3 protein-coding genes are annotated in these 1,003 nt (G+C 73.1%); all 3 read left to right on the plus strand.

Annotated features, from left to right (window positions below):
* The first annotated feature begins 207 nt into the window (after nucleotides 1-207).
* The 3 genes from D450_RS33855 to D450_RS0129020 are packed head-to-tail and all read left to right on the plus strand — an operon-like array spanning nucleotide 208 to nucleotide 992.
* Nucleotides 208-363, plus strand: a complete 156-nt coding sequence (locus tag D450_RS33855; protein ID WP_017542125.1) for a hypothetical protein — start codon at nucleotides 208-210, stop codon at nucleotides 361-363.
* 8 nt (nucleotides 364-371) lie between these two features.
* The gene (locus D450_RS0129015; RefSeq protein WP_017542126.1) at nucleotides 372-602 is read left to right on the plus strand and encodes a hypothetical protein; all 231 of its coding nucleotides are present in this window, start codon (nucleotides 372-374) and stop codon (nucleotides 600-602) included.
* Nucleotides 603-635: 33 nt separating this feature from the next.
* Nucleotides 636-992: a hypothetical protein gene (locus D450_RS0129020; protein WP_017542127.1), complete on the plus strand. Its 357-nt coding sequence runs from the start codon at nucleotides 636-638 to the stop codon at nucleotides 990-992.
* Nucleotides 993-1,003 lie beyond the last annotated feature (11 nt).

Here is a 1,003-nt window from a genome sequence, read left to right on the forward strand (position 1 = left end):
CCACCGCTCCGGCCGCGGCCCTGGCCATCGCCCAGTGGCGCCAGGAACACGGCCAGGCCGAACGCCTGCGCATCACCGTCAACGACCGGGCCGACGAGATCACCGCCCACCACGAGGACGGCACCGCCACCATGGTGCCCGTCGCCGCCCACTACTGAGGATCACCGCCCAGGCGCCCCGCCTGGGCCCGCACAGAAGGGACACCCCATGGCCAAGGTCACCATTCACAAGCAGGACGGCACCGTCACCGAGGTCACCAGCACCGACCCCGAGGAGATCCGACAGGCCGAGGACCGCGCCTTCACCGACCCCGAGGTGACCCGGACCCAGGTCACCGACATCACCCCCGACGACCGCCGGTAGGAGTCACCGTGCCGTTCCTGGGCTTCCGCATTGTTCCGGCCGATGAGCGCCGCGCCATCGCGGCCGCCGCCCGGCAGGACATCGACGAGACCGCGCAGGTCATCGCGCGCCTGACCCACCTGTACGACCAGTACCAGGCCGCCGGCGACCGCGCCGGCGTCCGGGCGGCCCGCCGGGCCCTGCGCCGGGCCCCCCGCTGGATCGCCCACTGCCGCCGCATCGCCCGCGCCGGCGAGTAGTCCGACCCGAACCGAAACGACGGGAGACCCCCCATGAGCACCACGCGCACCACCGCCCACCTCAACCGATCCCGCGCCGCCGCCGCCGCGATGCGCCAGGCCGAGGCCGCCCGCACCGGCGCGATCACCGGCGACCCCGAATACTGGCTCAAGCTCGCCGAGACCATCGGCCGGATGGACCCCGAGGCCTTCACCGACCACGAGCCCACCGTCCGGCGCGTCTTCGGCGACCACCGCAACACCTGGGCCGTGATCTCCCCGGCCGGCGATGAGCACCGGCTCAAGGACGACAACGCCCTGTACGCCTACCTCGGCGCCTACTACGGCATGACCGCCGTCGGCACGCGCCAGTTGATCAAGCGGGGCGCCGAGGCTGACGAAGCGGCCTAGCCCCCGAACAC

It is taken from the genome of Nocardiopsis halophila DSM 44494, from assembly GCF_000341245.1.
GTDB classification, from domain to species: Bacteria; Actinomycetota; Actinomycetes; order Streptosporangiales; family Streptosporangiaceae; genus Nocardiopsis_A; species Nocardiopsis_A halophila.

Coding starts and splice junctions, on each gene's coding strand:
- D450_RS33855 (WP_017542125.1), top strand. CDS start 208: ATGGCCAAGGTCACCATTCACAAGCAGGACGGCACCGTCACCGAGGTC.
- D450_RS0129020 (WP_017542127.1), top strand. CDS start 636: ATGAGCACCACGCGCACCACCGCCCACCTCAACCGATCCCGCGCCGCC.